Annotated in this window: 14 protein-coding genes; 5 read left to right on the forward strand and 9 right to left on the reverse strand. The window is 45.2% G+C overall.

Features of this window, described 5'->3' with window-relative positions:
* Positions 1–32: 32 nt before the first annotated feature.
* Positions 33–467: a DUF3010 family protein gene (locus tag ACOJRU_RS14070; protein WP_421132369.1), complete on the forward strand. Its 435-nt coding sequence runs from the start codon at positions 33–35 to the stop codon at positions 465–467.
* A gap of 108 nt (positions 468–575) precedes the next feature.
* Here the strand turns inward: ACOJRU_RS14070 and ACOJRU_RS14075 are convergent, their stop codons facing one another.
* The 7 genes from ACOJRU_RS14075 to ACOJRU_RS14105 form a co-directional block, all read right to left on the reverse strand.
* A complete protein-coding gene (locus tag ACOJRU_RS14075) occupies positions 576–1,220 on the reverse strand; it encodes a phosphoribosyl-AMP cyclohydrolase (RefSeq protein ID WP_421132370.1) in 645 nt (214 codons plus the stop codon).
* 218 nt (positions 1,221–1,438) lie between these two features.
* A complete protein-coding gene (locus ACOJRU_RS14080) occupies positions 1,439–2,728 on the reverse strand; it encodes a sensor histidine kinase (protein WP_421132371.1) in 1,290 nt (429 codons plus the stop codon).
* Complete coding sequence (locus ACOJRU_RS14085; RefSeq protein WP_421132372.1) at positions 2,725–4,068, reverse strand: sigma-54-dependent transcriptional regulator; 1,344 nt, start codon at positions 4,066–4,068, stop codon at positions 2,725–2,727. The genes ACOJRU_RS14080 and ACOJRU_RS14085 overlap by 4 nt, the downstream gene beginning before the upstream one ends.
* 83 nt (positions 4,069–4,151) lie before the next feature.
* Positions 4,152–5,360: an ABC transporter permease gene (locus tag ACOJRU_RS14090; protein ID WP_421132373.1), complete on the reverse strand. Its 1,209-nt coding sequence runs from the start codon at positions 5,358–5,360 to the stop codon at positions 4,152–4,154.
* A gap of 11 nt (positions 5,361–5,371) precedes the next feature.
* Positions 5,372–6,685 (reverse strand): ABC transporter permease, encoded by a 1,314-nt coding sequence (locus ACOJRU_RS14095; RefSeq protein ID WP_421132374.1) that lies wholly within the window; start codon positions 6,683–6,685, stop codon positions 5,372–5,374.
* 1 nt (position 6,686) lies between these two features.
* Positions 6,687–7,421 (reverse strand): ABC transporter ATP-binding protein, encoded by a 735-nt coding sequence (locus ACOJRU_RS14100; RefSeq protein WP_421132375.1) that lies wholly within the window; start codon positions 7,419–7,421, stop codon positions 6,687–6,689.
* Between the two features lie 16 nt (positions 7,422–7,437).
* Positions 7,438–8,691 carry an efflux RND transporter periplasmic adaptor subunit gene (locus ACOJRU_RS14105; RefSeq protein ID WP_421132376.1) on the reverse strand — a complete coding sequence of 418 codons (1,254 nt, stop codon included), beginning with the start codon at positions 8,689–8,691 and terminating at the stop codon, positions 7,438–7,440.
* A gap of 462 nt (positions 8,692–9,153) precedes the next feature.
* Here ACOJRU_RS14105 and ACOJRU_RS14110 point away from each other — a divergent pair, with 462 nt between their 5' ends.
* The 4 genes from ACOJRU_RS14110 to ACOJRU_RS14125 all read left to right on the forward strand — a co-directional run bounded on the left by ACOJRU_RS14110 (position 9,154) and on the right by ACOJRU_RS14125 (position 13,228).
* Positions 9,154–10,251, forward strand: coding sequence for a patatin-like phospholipase family protein (locus ACOJRU_RS14110; RefSeq protein WP_421132377.1), 1,098 nt, complete (start codon positions 9,154–9,156; stop codon positions 10,249–10,251).
* Positions 10,252–10,386: 135 nt separating this feature from the next.
* Positions 10,387–11,601 carry a saccharopine dehydrogenase family protein gene (locus ACOJRU_RS14115; protein ID WP_421132378.1) on the forward strand — a complete coding sequence of 405 codons (1,215 nt, stop codon included), beginning with the start codon at positions 10,387–10,389 and terminating at the stop codon, positions 11,599–11,601.
* A gap of 199 nt (positions 11,602–11,800) precedes the next feature.
* Positions 11,801–11,995 (forward strand): hypothetical protein, encoded by a 195-nt coding sequence (locus ACOJRU_RS14120; protein ID WP_421132379.1) that lies wholly within the window; start codon positions 11,801–11,803, stop codon positions 11,993–11,995.
* 153 nt (positions 11,996–12,148) lie between these two features.
* Positions 12,149–13,228, forward strand: a complete 1,080-nt coding sequence (locus ACOJRU_RS14125) for an ADP-ribosylglycohydrolase family protein (RefSeq protein ID WP_421134777.1) — start codon at positions 12,149–12,151, stop codon at positions 13,226–13,228.
* 55 nt (positions 13,229–13,283) lie between these two features.
* On the opposite strand, the gene ACOJRU_RS14130 is transcribed toward ACOJRU_RS14125, so the two are convergent.
* Positions 13,284–14,273, reverse strand: coding sequence for a Gfo/Idh/MocA family protein (locus tag ACOJRU_RS14130; protein ID WP_421132380.1), 990 nt, complete (start codon positions 14,271–14,273; stop codon positions 13,284–13,286).
* A gap of 146 nt (positions 14,274–14,419) precedes the next feature.
* Positions 14,420–15,712, reverse strand: coding sequence for an MATE family efflux transporter (locus tag ACOJRU_RS14135; RefSeq protein ID WP_421132381.1), 1,293 nt, complete (start codon positions 15,710–15,712; stop codon positions 14,420–14,422).
* Positions 15,713–15,760: the final 48 nt, after the last annotated feature.

Here is a 15,760-nt window from a genome sequence, read left to right on the forward strand (position 1 = left end):
ATAATAACGGGTAAATACAAATAGGAATTTATATGAAAGTTTGTGGTGTAGATTTAAAAGGCAATGAGGCAACGGTTTGTTTATTGTCATTGATAGATGGCTTGTTTCACGTTCCTGACTGTCGTACACGTCGTTTGACATTAGCCGACACCAGTGCAAAAGGGCTCAAAAGCTTTCAAAGCACGTTCGCTAAATTGGTTGCTGACTACAAAATCGATGCGGTGATAATTCGTCAGCGTCAAAGCAAAGGTAAGTTTGCTGGAAGCGCTATAGGCTTTAAGCTTGAGGCTGCGATTGAGTTAATTGAAGGGTTAGAGGTAGTAGTATTTAGCCCTACTGACATTAAAGAATCCTTGCGTCGAAACCCGATAGCGGTACCCTTTTCAGAGACCGGATTAAAACAGTTTCAAGAAACTGCCTTTACAAGTGCCTATGCATGGTTAATGAAGAGCGATAGCCCGTCGTAACCATGCGTTGCTCGTTATCCCGCGAGCCTGCATAAATAATGCAGGCTTCACCGGGTCCCATTTTTTAACGACATTACTGACGATACTCGCCTGGGTGTTTACCCTGTGTTAGTTGTTTGCAGGGTTGTAAGGTAACGACGATTGGTGTGCTACAACGCGTAAGTCGCCTTCACTGTCTTTTACATACGCAAAGGTATACTCTACTTTCGTTTCGCCTCCGTCGGTGCCCGTAAAAAAGTAATTCCCCATTGCCACTGCCATTCTGCAGCTATTATTGATAATGCCAACATTATCGAACTTCACATTGGTATACGGTTTAATCGCAAATCCTTTGTCTTCTGCGTACGCATCGTTCCCGCCAACAAAATACGATAAGGCGGCATCAAAACTTGAACGGAATTGATCGTTAGCAGCCAGAGTAGGCTTAAACAATACGCTACTTAAATCATAGCCATACATGTCTTGAATAAAGTCAGCGGCTTCATTTGAATAGTCGCCTCCCTCTGAGAATACTCGACCTATTCTGACAATTCCGTCACCCCACATTTTCTGCGCGGTGATGACTTCTCGCTCGGTAATACATGCGTTGGAATAAAGTAGCGCATTATCTAAAGCAGACGCAGGAAGAGCGCTGTCGGCCTTTTTAACAGCATTTGAATATTGAGGGGTGGCAACTGCGCTGCACCCTGTTACAAGCAATAGTGCTGTGGTTGCAACGCAAATTTTTGAACGTAGTACTTTCATCGTATTCATTACAGAACTCCTTCAGTTCATGATAGGCAAGATGCCTGTCAGCATGTGCAAATTGGTAATAGTTGCACTGCCATGACTAAAGGATACAAGGTACTGATTACATAAACTTTTGTACGAGATTAAAAACTGATTAACAGAGAGTGAATACTACTTGAGTTAGTTGCTAGACACGCTATTTTTACCGCACCATGATATTCCAACACGCTGAAACACCTCGCTTATTTTTCGAAAATCAAGCGCACACATAAGCCTCGATGCTGCCTATTTTGAATGATTAAGTGCCCGCGGTGCGCGTCTGTTATCTCTCGGCACAGTGCAAGGCCAAGACCACTTCCATTTGCTTTAGTAGAGTAGAAAGGCACAAGCGCGTTTGCCATTACACTGTCCGACATGCCTTTCCCGCCGTCGAGTACCTCAATAATAACTTGAGTAGAGTTTTGTTTAATTACCAACTCAATGTCTTCTTCGGCCCCCCCCGCTTCCTGCGCATTTTTTAGCAAATTAATAAGTAACTGCTCAAGCTGCACGGCATCAGCTTGAAATGGCACCGGCTCCGGCATCGTCAGCATAAACGGATACTGCTGCGAAAGCTGCGCTAAAATATCATGCCAATTAATGGTATCGAAATGAGGCGATGGCAGTTTTGCAAACTTGCCATAGCCTTGGACAAACTGATTCAAGTGTGCAATTCGCTCTTCCATTGTTTGAAAAACACGAACCAGGCGGGGATCATCGTTTTGCTTTCCGACTATTTTACCGCTGTGTAGCAAGCTAGAAATAGGCCCTAATGAGTTGTTTAGTTCATGACTTATTACCCGGATTACCTTCTTCCATACCGACACTTCTTGTCTGTTTAATTCTCGCGTCATTTGTTTAAGAATAAACAACCTGTGGGGCTGGTTGTTTAATAAAAATGTTCCCTTTGCTACGTGCCATGTTTCAATCCCCTTATCGTCGATGGGCAAAGTAAATAGGCCTTCTTTACTGTCTGACATCATATCGCTAAGTGCTGTAGGCTTTCCCTCTAACACCTCATCAAGTAAAGCGCCCTCTAAACGATGCGCGGTATCGAAGAAGCGACGTGCTTGGTAATTACTGAAGACAATATGGCGATTGTCATTCACAAGTAGCAGTACATCGGGAGAGCTTTGCAATACTTTGTCTAACATAAGCTCACGCTGATGAAGCCACTGTTTCTCTTTGCGAAGCGTGTCTGCTGTCACATTGAAAAGCGTACACAACTTGCCAAATTCATCATTAGACGTACATGCTAAGGTTGACGCGTATTCTCCATCTTTGAAGTTAAGTAACCCTACTTCAAGTGCTTGTAAATTGTGATTGATTTTTGCGGTCATAAAATAAGCGCAAAACCAACTTACACCGAGAGAGACAATGGCGATTAACACTTTACTTTGAATAGCCAAAGTGACGATAAAAAGCAGTGGCGAAATACCAATAGCGGTAGCGGCCATGGCTGCTGCAATAAGTGTATGACGAACGTTTCTCACGACTTGTAATCTATCGAGTATTTGTCTAATCGACGGTATAGAGCCTGTCGAGACAGACCAAAATGTTTAGCAACCTTTGCAATTACACCGTTAAAATTAACTAACGCCGCCTCTATTTCTGCTTGGTTCGGTTCGATGATAGCACCACGAGTAGTTTGCCCTTGGTTTGCCTCTGCAACTAACCCAAAAGCGTCAGCGTCAAGCACACCTTCAGGGTGTAAAATACTTACTCGCCTGCATGCATTTTCTAGCTCTCTCACATTACCCGGCCAAGCGTGCTGACTGATGGCTTGTTGTGCAGTTAAACTTAATTCGCGGCCAGGTAAAAAGTGGTTAACTAAGGCCAACGCATCATTTCCTCGATGACAAAGGGGGGGCACATTAATTTCAATTACGTTTAACCGATAGAACAAATCTTCGCGAAACTCACCCTTTGCAATATCTGAAACTAAGTTAGAATTCGTCGCCGAAATGATACGCACATTGGTATGCTGCGTTTTAACCGAGCCTAGCTTTTCAAACTCACCGGTTTGCAGCACCCTAAGTAACTTAACCTGGCCAGATAGCGGCAAATTGCCAATTTCATCTAAAAACAGCGTACCGTCGTTTGCAGCTTCAAAACGACCAATACGGCTTTTGTTGGCGCTAGTAAATGCCCCTGCTTCTGCGCCGAAAAGTTCAGCCTCAATAAGCTCTTGCGGCAACGCACCAGCATTAACCTTAACGAACGGTGCTTTATAAAGCGATGAATGCCGCTGAATAAGTTCAGCGATTTTTTCTTTACCACTGCCATTAGGCCCTGTGATTAACACAGGCACATCAGACTTCGCCACTTGCAATGCCATATCAACAACCCGTTGCATGGCACCACTTTCGTAGATTAACCCTACTTGTTCACCGGCCTGTTTAGCGCTAACTGATACGTTGGTTTGTTGCTGCAAAACTTTGTTTTGCGTGTTGGCTTCTCCCAAGGCAATGAGGTTGCTAACCGTGGTAACTAACTTCGCGTCATCCCATGGTTTTGGGATATAGTCGGCCGCCCCTGCTTTGACAAGCTCAACCGCTTGTTCAAGCTCTGTCCAGGCGGTAATTAAAACAATGGGTAATAATGGGTTAAGCTCGCGAATTGCGTTAAATAGCGCTCGCCCTTCATCACCCGATGTGGTGTCAGCACTAAAATTCATATCTTGAATAACCAGTGACACCGACTGGTAGTTAACAACCTGCAACGCTTCTTTCGGCGTCGTAGCGGTGACAGTGTGATACCCGTGTATCTCTAGTAGCAGCGACAACGCTTCCAGCACGGCAACATTGTCATCTACTAGTAAAATCTTCGTCATTTTATCCCTGTCTATTCCATTTATCGCTATTGTTTGATTTACGTTGCTTACACGCCCTTTTGAGCTTAAAAGGGCGTGGTTCGTTAAATGCTGCGAGTGGCAATACTCGGTGAAATATTTGCCGCACGAACAGCAGGCACCACCACCGCCAGCAGACTTACAGCAAGCATAAACAACGCTGTCACAACAACATACTGTATTTCAAGCGCATCAATAGAATACGTCTGCATCAATGCCCTACCTAAAAATATCGCCGCGACGCTGCCAAGCACCAACCCTACCGCACATACTATGGCATTTTCTACCAAGAAATAACGCACAATAGCCGATTTACGCGCACCAAGCGCGCGACGAGTGCCGATTTGCTTGGTTCGTTTGCTAATATTGAACTGTGTCAGACCAAAGATACCAAGGGCCGTCACCAATACTAATATCACCACCAGCACCATGAGCATACGCATCATTAATACATCCGTTGCATCATAATTGTCTTTGCTTTCATCAAGCCCATCCACATTGATAATGACACGCTTGTTATACGCTTGAAGCATTTTCTCTTCTATAAGCTTCATAATAGTGGCGCGTTCGTTCGCCTCTGTTCTTACCAAGAAATGCTGATAATTTTGCGCATTGATAAAGGGGATGATTCCCGTTGTGCCGCTATCTTCAGCGCGGGGCCATGCACTTTCCATTACATCGACTATGCCAATGACTTCAAGCGCCCTGCCGTTAACACGGATTGACTCACCCAGCCCCGTCCCTTCGTCGAATAAGCTTTCCGCAAGCATGTTGCTTATAATGATGGTGTTAGGGCCATTGTCATGAAAATTATCAGTTATCATTACTTCCTCAGGCCTAAAATTTCTTCCGGCTATGAGTTTTACACCAAAGGTCTCAAGTGCATTTTCATCTCCATAATAGTAAGCCAAACGCGCTTCTTTAGACGGCTGGGGAAGCGGCTTTAACCTAACCGATGTCGAAGAGCCGCCACCAGATAGTGGAACAGCCTGAGATAATGAGGCATTAATTACGCCTGGGATATTTCTTATCATTGCTTCATCAACCTCCGCTTGTTGGCTTAGGTCGATATCTTTACCAAAGGTCATGACGGTAAAGCTGAATATTTCTTGCTGAGGGTAACCGGTGTCCTCGTTTAAGTAAGTTAGGTTATCGTTAATCATAAAGGCGGCATTACTTACAATGGCCGTGGTTAACGCTACCTGAAGGAATAATAAAACCGCCCCCGCTTTCGAGCGACGTAATGCACTGAGTATAGGTTTAATATCAAGCATAGTAGTCGCTCCTATTGGCTCTTAAGGTAAATGGCAGGTTGTGTTTTACATACTAGCCATGCGGGATACAACCCTGCGATGAAGCTTGCCAACAAAGAAATTACCGGGGCAGCAAGCAACATAGACCAGTCCATGGTTGCTAAATCAGCATAATAGCCATTGGTCGTGCGAATACCCCACAACCCTAGTTGAGCAATGATGATGCCCAGCATTCCACCTGCGATACCAATAACTGACACTTCTACAATGTGCTGAAGAAAAATATGGCGTTTACTGGCACCTAGCGCCCGCCTCACTCCTACCTCTGGTGCACGTTTCAAGAACTTAGCAAGTAGCAAACCAAGAATATTTGCAACACAGACCATTAAAAACATAAAGCTTAAAGCAACCAAAATGCGATTGTCCTCAGAGACGACTTCGTTATACTCCATCCACTCGTTGACGTTACGCAAACCGTATTGCAGTTGGTCGCGTTGAAAACGACCTTGCTCTTTTTGGTCTTCCATATACGCCATCAAAAATTGACCGTACGCTTCCTTTTCTTTTTCAGTGTTTAATTGCACCCAAAACTGCGTCCAAACGCTTTCAGAAGTAAGTAAATCTTGATAGCCACGCATGACTTGCTGTTTCCAACCATTGATATTTCCCCACGAGCCAATCTCTTCCAGCGGCGCAATTGCAAAAGGGATATAAAGCGACTCGGGTGAATTAAAACTGCCATTGTTCAAGTCATAGTATTTAACATGGTGTTCCCAATCTTGTGTTACACCGACAATACGATAGCTTTTGTTATCTAAAAAAATCTCTTTACCTACCGAGTTCTCGCCGTTAAAAAATCGGTCGTTAATTTCTTTTGATAACACCACCACATAGGGCCTATTTTTCTGGTCATCCCGAGTCCATGCTTGTCCGTATATAAATGTGCGTTCAAATATATCGAAGAACTCCTTGTTCACTAACCTGGCAGGTTCCATACGTGGCTTTACATCAATGGAATTTAAGTGAACCGAAAAGCCGCTTCTAAAACTGGGGGTACTTAACACATCGATATCAGCGTTGTATAAATTGGTAGCGTCTCTATAGGTTAACTGTGACGGCATGTTATCGCTTGAATGCCATTCACTCCCCTCATCCATAATCTGCAGTTGAGGATAGTGAATTTTGCCACTTTTATGTGGAATAGGATCCATTGACATCATGTGATAAACCGACAAGCTCGTCATCGTAATCCCAATGCCTATTGCTATCGCAAATACCATGAGAAAGCTAATAACGGGCGTATTCCGTATGCTTCGCCAACTCAAATCTATGTAATGTAAAAGCATGTTATATGACCCCTTTTACGACAGGCTCAGTCTTGTCGGTAGGCCTGTCGTCAGGCTTGCCTTGATACAAGGTAAAATCGGCCAGTTGTCCATCGACTACTTGTATAGTGCGAGGAGCACGACGCGCTAGCTCTGGATCATGCGTTACCATTACAATAGTGGCGCCATTGCGATTAATTTCTTCAAGCAGCTCCATAACCTGGCGCGCCATGACGCTATCTAAATTCCCCGTAGGCTCATCGGCCAGTAAGAATCGCGGGCTTCCTGCGAGGGCGCGAGCTATTGCAACACGCTGCTGCTGTCCCCCTGAAAGCTGCTGTGGAAGGTGCTTCGCTCGACTGGCAAGACCCACTTGCTCAAGACATTCGTCAATTTTGCGTTTGCGTTCTTTTGATGGTACGCCGCGATAGCGCAGTGGCACTTCTACATTCTCAAAAACATTTAAATCAGGTATTAGGTTAAACCCCTGAAAAATATACCCAATTTTTTGATTACGTAGGTCGGCTCGCTGGTTATCAGATAACCCTCCTACGTCTATTCCGTCCAACGTATAACTGCCCGAAGTGAAAGGCTCAAGTAACCCCGCCATATTTAAGAACGTGGTTTTTCCCGAGCCTGAAGGGCCGGTAACAGCGATAAATTCACCCTCTTTGACATCTAATGAAAAATCTCTTAAAGCATGAGTTTGAACACTGTCCGTTTGATACACTTTGCTGATATTATGCATTTTCAACATGTTGATATTCCTTGTTTTAACGTAGAAGCACCGAAGGCGCTTGCTTGAATTTTTCATAGCTCGACGTAATGATTCTGTCGCCTTCTTGAAGCCCACGAAGTACTTCGACTTCTCGTATGCTCGTGGCGCCAATCTCGATAGCTACCTTCTCGGCGATATCACCGCGAACGACATAAGCCGTATGCCCTCCGGCTTGCAGAAAGCTGCCGCGAGCAACTTTTAATATATTTGATTTATTTTCTAACAAGATGCGGGCAGAGACCTGTTGATTTTGACGAATAGATTGCACACTGTTCTCTGGGAAACGTACGCGCGCAGTGACTTGTCTGTCGACAACCTCAGGAGATATAGACACCAGTGTGCCAAGAATCGTCTGCCCGCCCATGGTTAGCTCTACATCCATCCCCATACCAAGCTCTCCTGCGTAGCTTTCAGCGACACTCAATTGCACCTCGTACGCTGACAGATCGACTAATGTCATCAAAAGGGCATTTTTTTCTACCAATGCATTGGGTTGAATAAGGACGTTACCTACTATGCCACTTACGCTGGCCTTTATTTCTAAATTGGCCATTTGCCTTGTCAACTCATCAACAATCAGCGCTTGTCGCGCCACTTTGTCTTCACTGGTCTTCAGTTCAAATGCGAGTGTATCGGCAGCAAGGTCTATCTCTCCGATGGCATGCTTATGCGTAACGGTAGCGCGCGCAAGATCGTCCTGCGCTTTCTCAAAATCTATTTGGCTAATAAGGTGATTTTTAATAGACAGTGCCGCGCGTCTGTCTTCACGTATGGCCGCATTTAGCTCAACTTTTGCTAGGTCAGCTTGCTTATTGAGCAATAGCGTTTGGCGTCTCACATCAAGTTCTTGTCTGGCAAGATCGCTTTGCAAACTCGCTAATACCAACTTTTCCTGATTAAGCTTGCTTTTTAATTCCGGAGAATTCACCACGGCGATAACGTCATCTGCTTCTATAAAATCACCTGCCATTACATTGAGCATCACATAGCCTTGTTGAGGGCTATATACTTGAGGTGCATTCGCCGCGATAATCTTTCCAGTGCTTATGATGTCTCTCACTAAATCGCCTTTCGACACCGTATGTATATTAAGCCCATCTTTTGCGATGGATAGATCAGCGTCTGGTATCGTGATTGAAAAGTAACCAATGATGCATGCAGCAATAACTGCGCTGACAGAAAGCAACTGCTTCTTACCGCGCTTTACCTTTACCACCGCGTTATCTTGTTTGCTTGTATCTTGAATCATTGTGTGTCCTTGCATAACGGTGCTTCGATGTTTGCTAAAACCACACCGAAGACGAGCACGAATATAGGAAGGCAAAAGTGGTGTATTAGCATTATCACTGGGTTATTCCTCACTAAAATAGGGTGCTTTACTCAGCTCACATCGGGCTGGAGAATCAACGTAAAGCGACATTAACCTACTTAGCTATACCAGTTACATGCCAAAACATATAATACTGATTTAATTGCACTTTATTTAAATATGCCGTTAAAAAGTGTCCGCTGCGGACACCTTTAACTGTCCGGTAAAAAAAGCGGACATCGCTATGTTATTGCGCTGATGGTTAACTGCACTGCCCGCGTTGCTTTGTTTAATTAGCGATTTTCCTATCAACGCGATTCATTCTTTCAATTTTCGCCGCTTGCGCTAACCCACTATGCTTTGACCATCTAGTCAACAATCATTCATTTGAAGAGAAATCACATGTTAGCTCAACCCATTGCCGCTCAAGACGTTAATAACGCTTTAGCACTTCACAACGTCAATCAAGGAAAAGTAGCGCTTGTAGCAGAAGGCGGTGGGCAACGCGGCATTTTTACCGCAGGGGTGTTAGACACATGGCTAGAAAACGGGCATGACCCCTTCGATCTTTTAATTGGTACTTCAGCGGGTTCCCAAAACTTAACGAGCTTTGTTGCACGCCAAAAAGGTTATGCAAAACGCTTAATTCGCGGGCTAACCAGGCATAAGCGGTTTTTCCAAATGGGCAGAGGCTTGATGGGAAAACACATTGTTGACCTAGATTGGTATTTTGATAAAACACAAGAAGCCAAGCGCTTGCTTAATCTTGATGCTGCTAAAGCGAATATTGGTGAAAGGGAAGTGCTTTTCACCGCTACCAATGTGCGAGATAGAAAAGCGTATTACTTGAACCCGATGACAAGTGAACACAGCTGGGTAGATTTAATAAAAGCCTCTAGTGCGCTTCCGCTGCTCTATAAGCACGGGGTAAAATTAACGACACAGGTAGATACCCAAGAAGCAGCAAATACTGATTTTTATTTAGACGGTGGGCTTGCGGCACCACTCCCTGTTACCGAAGCCTATCGCCGAGGTGCAACCAAAATTGTGGTTATAAGAACAGTAGATGAGGGCTTTCAAGCACAATCTCCTTGGTTGCAGAAAATAAGTGCCGTGATGTGTTCAACAGGCCATTGCCCTAAAACGATAGACTACTTAATTCAACATGAGCTCGCCTACCGAAAAGAACTGGCATTTATTGAAAATCCGCCAGAGGGTATTGAAATCATACAAGTCTTTGCACCCAAAAAACTTCAAAGCAAGTTATTAGGGAGCAGTGACGCTCAGCTTCGAAATGACTACAAACTGGGTCAGCAGGCTGGCGCGCATTTTTTAGCCCATAACACGCCCTTAAACGATGGTTCTCTCCATGACACTGGCGACGCAACAAGCCTCACTGCTATCAACGTTGAAAACGCATTGTCCACCACGCGCCCATCACGTGCACCTGCTCAACACTATGGCCGAAATAAAAATCGTATCGAGAAACTAACAGCCTAATGGTCACACATTATCGCCACCTATTACCCTTGCTATAAGCCGTGGGCGGGCGCTGCGTTGTGATAATGTTGTGCGGCACTAGGTTTTAGTGCACAGTAAAGCTATCCGGTTTACCCATCCCAATATAAGAAAATTATGCAGAACAACGAGCAACCAGAAACGTTTGATATTGTGTTGTATGGCGCGACATCGTTTGTCGGTAAAATTATGGTTAGCTATTTAGCTAGCCTCCCTAAAGGCGAGTTTTCATGGGCCATTGCGGGGCGGGACGAACAAAAACTTCAGGTATTGAAAGCTGAGCATAGCCTCACTGATTTACCCTACTTTGTCGCAGATGCCAGTGACGAAGCCGCACTTACCGATTTGTGTGAAAAAACACGCGTTATTATCTCTACTGTCGGCCCCTATGCGCTTTTTGGTGAAACGCTTGTTAAAGTGTGCGCTCAAACGGGAACTGACTATTGTGACCTAACCGGAGAGCCTCAGTGGATTAAAAGCATGCTTGATAAGTATGAAGCACAAGCTAAAGTATCAGGTGCTCGCATCATTAACAGTTCAGGCTTTGATTCCATTCCCTCAGACCTAGGCGTGTACTTATCTCAGCGCCTCGCTATTGAGAAAACAGGAAAGCCAGCCTCGCAGATAAAAATGCGGGTTTATAAACTTAAAGGTGGTGCGTCAGGTGGCACCATTGCAAGCATGCTTAATGTACTAAAAGAGGCAAGCGACAACCCCAGTTTACGAAAGCTGTTAGTTAACCCTTACATGCTATGTGGCGATAACCACCCCTTTCATCTTCGTCAGAAAAACCACAAAAAAGCGGAATACGACTCAACATTAGAGATTTGGACAATGCCATTCGTAATGGCAGCGATTAACGAGCGTATTGTTCACCGTAGTAACCTGCTGCTTAATGAACGGTATGGGAAAGACTTTAAGTACGACGAAGCCATGTCGAGTAAAACGGCAAGCACTGCATGGATAACAACATTAGGCTTAGGTGCATTTGTCGGCGCAGCGAGTTTCTCTCCAATGAGGAACTTCCTTGCAAACTATGTGTTACCAAAACCTGGTGAAGGCCCAAGCCCAAGCGAGCAGGAAAATGGCATGTTCGACATGCGATTCTATGCGATGTTGGAAAATGGCCAAACGCAAGTAGTGCAAGTTACCGGCGATAAAGACCCCGGCTATGGAAGTACGGCTAAAATGTTATCGCAGGCAGCGCTGTGCCTAGCCAAAGAAATCCCTGACCTGCCGGGTGGTTTTTGGACTCCCGCGGCAGCCATGGGGGAGTCGTTAATTAAACGGTTGGCCGACCACACGGGCGTGATCGTGCAAGAAATGAAATAACTCGAGATACAACCAACATCGAATACCATGTGGCGCAAAGGCAAATGCATATTGCGCCATCACTTCCCCTCCTCAAAAAAGTCACTGTTTTTTTACCCGTCGCAGCAGTAATTAAGCGCGACTATGTAGACAATGAAAACTTGGCAAGCAATTTGTAAGTAGTAGCCATACCGATTTAGAACAACGAGAATTTGACGCTATGCGCTTACCTACAAAACAACTTATCAGTAAAATCGAGAACTTATCGGATGGGCTTACTCCTCAACAGCTTTCTACATTTCTTGACATAATCGATGCCATGACAGCGCTTGCTGAAGATGCAGGAAATTTAAACGATGACAAAAAACCCACATTATCGCCAAAAGAAGTGGCCTGCCCCTCTGTGGTTCACTGACAAATGACCGCAAGGTGCGAGCAGAACGTTTTTGATAACACCTTGCGATCAATCTCCCGTTACCTTACGTATTGAGATATTACTTATCAGTCGTGCTCTATCTTTGAAGAATAGTCACTGAGTGCGCGTTCACGGGAGTTAACCTTGGCAGCGATAACGTCACATCAACTTAGCGCGCGTGTGAGCGCGGCAATCAAAAATGCCTTTATTGCAGATGCACTCGCAATGCCTGTCCATTGGTATTATAACCCTGCCGATATTTACAAGGCATTTACTGGTGGTATTGCGCAATTTGAAGACGCGCCAGCCTTCCATCCCTCGTCTATTATGTCGCTTCATTCAACCCGTCAAGGCGGGCGCGCTGCGTCTTCTAATACCAGCAAAACAGACATCGTAGGAGACGTTATCTTAAAAGGGAAACGTCAGTTTTGGACGGGAGCAAATCAACATTATCATCAAGGTATGAAAGCTGGAGAAAATACCCTTAATGCGCATTGTGCTCGTGTTGTATTACGCTGTGTATCGAACGGTTACGAACGCGATGATTTTTTAAACGCGTATATTGCATTGATGTGTGCTGAACAACCCGTTCACCCCGATACGTACGCAGAGTCATACCACAGGGGTTTTTTCGCCAACTTAGTCGAAGGAAAGCCCGCCCATCAATGCAGCGCGGTTACTCACGATACGGCTTCGGTGGGCGGCCTTGTTACCATTGGGCCGCTGGCATTGATTAGCGCACTGAACGGGGAAACGTTAGAAAAAATACAGGCTGTATCTAGACATCACCTGGCACTTACACACCCAAGTGATGAACTAGCAACAATATGTGACTTTTATGTCGAATTGCTTTATCGATTACTGCATCGCAGCAGTGAATCAGCACAAGACATAGTAAGCGATATTGCCAAGCGCTCAGCTCGGCTGTCTCTTGCTTCATTAGTGGCGAAACAAAAAAGCGATATCGAAGTTGTTGGCCGTCAGTTTTCTTCTGCTTGCTACATTTCAGACTCTTGGCCAAGTGTGCTGTATTTTGCATACCGCTATATCGATAGTGCAGAAAAAGCACTCATTGCGAATACCAATGTGGGGGGCGATAACGTTCATAGGGGGTTCGTGTTAGGAACAATCATGGGGCTTATCGAAGAGGCACCGATTAACACCTTATATCAGCAACTTACCGACGTAAAAGCAATCGATGCAGAAATTAAAGCGGCATGCGCACTTTCGTAAGTGCGCGTTACGTAGCGTTATATTACCTTAGCTTTAGGCAGCTCGGCATGAGCGCTTACAAGGCTTCAATGTCAGAGGCATACTGAAGCCCCCACTGCGCCCTTAACGTGTCCATTGTTGCCATTACCGACACTGACTCTTTCGCGCTTAACTGTAGGCTCTCTATTCGCTGGTTTGCGATGTCGCGGTGAAATGCCTCAATTTCTGGTGTGAAGTTTTGATCATCTGAGAAAGGATATTCGAACGTTTCAGCAGTGTGTCCGCTTTTATGAATACTGAACGATTTGGCCCCTAAAAAGTTTGGCACACGAATAAACCCTAAAGAGCCGCCAATTATTGCTTCCGTGGGTAAATGGTGACTAAACGAGCACGTAAGGTGTGCATGCCTATTTTGCGGGTAATCAAGCAATATAAATGCACGTTCGTCCACACCGGTATCGCCAATTACCACTGAGCTTTTGATAGTTGATGGGGCTTCGCCAAATACGATATACGCCATGGTGATAGGGTAAATGCCTAAATCAAGCAGCGACCCACCGGCGGTTGCTAAATGCTTAAGTCGGTGAGAATTTGAGAAATCACCGGTTATTGCAAACGTAGCGTTTAAGCTGACTACTTCACCTATAACGCCGCGTGTAAGCGCTTCTTTCAGCGCCGTAATAGCGGGTAAAAAACGTGTCCATACCGCTTCCACTAACAGTACGTTATTGTCTCGTGCCAGTGAATAAAGGCGTTCTGCTTGCAGTGCGTTTACGGTAATCGGTTTTTCACACAGCACATGTTTGCCGGCTTGTAAGCAGGCCCTCACGTTTTCATAATGGGCGTTGTGTGTGGTGGCAATATAAATTGCATCAATGTCAGGGTTAACCATTAGCGCATTGTAATCGCTGTATGCGGTTTTTATGTTATGGGCTGACGCGAATTGTTCTGCTCGCGAGCAATCTCTGGATGCACACGCTAGCACGTGTCCTCCCTCGGCCGCCTTCATACTGCTCATAAACATCGACGCGATGCCTCCGCACCCTATTACTCCCCAACGTACCATAGTCATCTGTCCTTTTTGGTGTACTTTTATGTCTAGCGAAGCATTAGATAATACGCGCTCTTACATAAAACGCAGCAAAGAATGTGTATAGCACATTGTTTCAAACACCATACTGAAGGTAGTGATAAACCGGTGCCATGTTACCGTCAGGCCTTCCAAAAAAGTAACGTGTTGAAGCCGAGCTGCTTATTAACTTGGTATACACAAAGCAAATTTTGCGACGAAACCCCACATGCATATGCAACAGCGGCACCAATCACACCAAAAGCTGGAATGAGTGCCACGCCCAGAATAACGGTCAATGCTCCGCTGATTAACATGTTATCTCTGACTTTGACTTCATTGCCGGTCATGCTGAGAAGATACCCCACAGACCCTGTAGCGATATTCACAAACTGCCCCAACGCTAAAATCATTAATACTGTAGATGCGGCGACAAACTCATCGCCAAACATACGCATTAACCATTCTGGAAAAATAAGTATGAATAAGGTGGTCGGTACGGCCACTACCATCATCATTTTCACCGACAAGAGTGCTAGTCGTTTAAGGCCGTCATGATCGCCAGCGTGGTACATAACCGCAAATTTGGGGGCTGCAATGCTGTTTACGGCAAAAAGAATAAAGCTTGTCAGCATGGCGGTTCGTTGTGCGGTGGCAAAGAAAGCAATAGCTTGCGCATCTTCCCACACGCCTAACATTAATTGAGATGACCACTGAATGACTTGATGAACAATGGCAACGGTCCATAGTGGCATACAGGTTTTGCGTAATAAAGAGGCAGAGAAAGTCGTATTCTCACGTGTATTGGTTGAACTGATTAGCGTTGAGCGCGGAGCAGACTGCATCCAAAACAGCCCCCCTATAACAACCGTTATCATGCTGGCGATGACGAAATAGTTACTGAGTTCGTTAGCTGTGGTCACCGGAAATATCAAAATAGCGACGAGTATAATGGTAGGTAAACACACGCTAGAAATCAGCATTGATTTAGAGATTCGTTTTAAGCCCTGTAACGCTTGAGCATGAATGATGTAAACGGCAATAAACGGTGCGGCAATGATCATATTATGCAAAACGGGACCAAAGCCCTCAATACTAAAGATAGCATCCGCTATCGGTTCGGCATTCATCCATAATACCAGCGCAGCAAGCGCGGTGACACATAAGGTCCAACTCACCGCTTTTCGGTAAACCGCGTGGAGTAAACCAAACGCGTCACTGGCGTACGCTGTGGCAACAAACTTTACAACAGCTTGGTCTAAGCCTACCCGTCCCACCGTTGCTACGATTGTTATAAGAGTAAAACCAAGAAAAAACAGCCCGGCTTCAGAGGCCCCAACCGTTCGCGTTATCACCACATTCATTGCAAACAAGCTTAACGCAGCTAGCACCTTAACAGTAAGCGCGGCAGCACTGCCCAAGAGCATCTCTCTCATATGCGGCTCAGTAAGGTACAGTCTCCAATTAAGGACTTTATCCATAAG

The sequence above is a fragment of the Alteromonas algae genome (assembly GCF_049117195.1).
Taxonomy (GTDB): domain Bacteria; phylum Pseudomonadota; class Gammaproteobacteria; order Enterobacterales; family Alteromonadaceae; genus Alteromonas.

Excerpts from the sequence above, each read along its gene's own strand:
- ACOJRU_RS14070 (WP_421132369.1), top strand. The coding sequence starts at position 33 with ATGAAAGTTTGTGGTGTAGATTTAAAAGGCAATGAGGCAACGGTTTGT.
- ACOJRU_RS14075 (WP_421132370.1), bottom strand. The coding sequence starts at position 1,220 with ATGAATACGATGAAAGTACTACGTTCAAAAATTTGCGTTGCAACCACA.
- ACOJRU_RS14085 (WP_421132372.1), bottom strand. The coding sequence starts at position 4,068 with ATGACGAAGATTTTACTAGTAGATGACAATGTTGCCGTGCTGGAAGCG.
- ACOJRU_RS14090 (WP_421132373.1), bottom strand. The coding sequence starts at position 5,360 with ATGCTTGATATTAAACCTATACTCAGTGCATTACGTCGCTCGAAAGCG.
- ACOJRU_RS14095 (WP_421132374.1), bottom strand. The coding sequence starts at position 6,685 with ATGCTTTTACATTACATAGATTTGAGTTGGCGAAGCATACGGAATACG.
- ACOJRU_RS14100 (WP_421132375.1), bottom strand. The coding sequence starts at position 7,421 with ATGTTGAAAATGCATAATATCAGCAAAGTGTATCAAACGGACAGTGTT.
- ACOJRU_RS14105 (WP_421132376.1), bottom strand. The coding sequence starts at position 8,691 with ATGATTCAAGATACAAGCAAACAAGATAACGCGGTGGTAAAGGTAAAG.
- ACOJRU_RS14110 (WP_421132377.1), top strand. The coding sequence starts at position 9,154 with ATGTTAGCTCAACCCATTGCCGCTCAAGACGTTAATAACGCTTTAGCA.
- ACOJRU_RS14115 (WP_421132378.1), top strand. The coding sequence starts at position 10,387 with ATGCAGAACAACGAGCAACCAGAAACGTTTGATATTGTGTTGTATGGC.
- ACOJRU_RS14120 (WP_421132379.1), top strand. The coding sequence starts at position 11,801 with ATGCGCTTACCTACAAAACAACTTATCAGTAAAATCGAGAACTTATCG.
- ACOJRU_RS14130 (WP_421132380.1), bottom strand. The coding sequence starts at position 14,273 with ATGGTACGTTGGGGAGTAATAGGGTGCGGAGGCATCGCGTCGATGTTT.
- ACOJRU_RS14135 (WP_421132381.1), bottom strand. The coding sequence starts at position 15,712 with ATGAGAGAGATGCTCTTGGGCAGTGCTGCCGCGCTTACTGTTAAGGTG.